At 53.1% G+C, this 762-nt stretch carries 1 protein-coding gene; it reads left to right on the top strand.

The genetic code is table 11. The features are described from left to right. Positions 1-618, top strand: a 618-nt coding sequence (locus tag ACIKT0_RS19420; protein ID WP_407106903.1) for a hypothetical protein, incomplete at its 5' end; no start/stop codon positions are given. Positions 619-762: the final 144 nt, after the last annotated feature.

The raw sequence follows: 762 nt of genomic DNA on the forward strand, positions 1-762 counted from the left end.
GGGACCTCCGAGAAGCTCTTGGATCTGAGAGACGAAAACCCCGTGGACCTGCCAACGGAAATCCTTAGCCTGCCCGAGGAAACTATCCGCGACATCCTGCTTATGGTTCTCAACGCCAACTGGCGGGGCCAGGCAACAGGGGAAACGTTCAATGGTAAAGGCAAGACGGACATTCTGCTCCGGTACGAAGAGCGAAATGCTCTGATCGTCGAATGCAAAATCTGGAGAGGTGAGACTGCGTTCAACGAGGCACTTGAACAGTTGGCTGGCTACCAAGTCTGGAGCGACACTAGAGCTGTAATTCTGCTCATTATTCGGCTTGCCAATCCCTCCCTCGCTATCAAAACCGCACAAGCTGAAATTAAGAATCATGATGATTTCGTTTCGGTTGAGCATGAGGATGACCAAGGTGGTACTTACAAAATGCGGTCTTCACAAGATCGGGCCCGATTTATTCTCCTCGAGCTCCTGCCGATAGTGATGCCGCCGAAAGCTAAGCCAACAAAGGTGGGCAAGAAGAAATCCAAAGAAGACGCCGAAGATCAGGGTGACCCGCAGACCGCTTCTGATACCGAAGATGGAGAACCTCTGGCGCGTGACGCACCTGAACCCGCCTAGGCTCTTCGCAGTTCCTACGACGCGCAGCCAGCACTGGTCTCCGTGAATTTTTGGAGTAGTGAAACGCCTGCGTTCTCTGTTCTGTCGGAGGTCCGCTTATGCGGATCCGACAGAACGGTGGGTAGACCAGTACGCATAGTCCTT

Origin of the sequence: Hansschlegelia beijingensis (assembly GCF_045505405.1) — a bacterium.
Classification (GTDB): domain Bacteria; phylum Pseudomonadota; class Alphaproteobacteria; order Rhizobiales; family Methylopilaceae; genus Methylopila; species Methylopila beijingensis_A.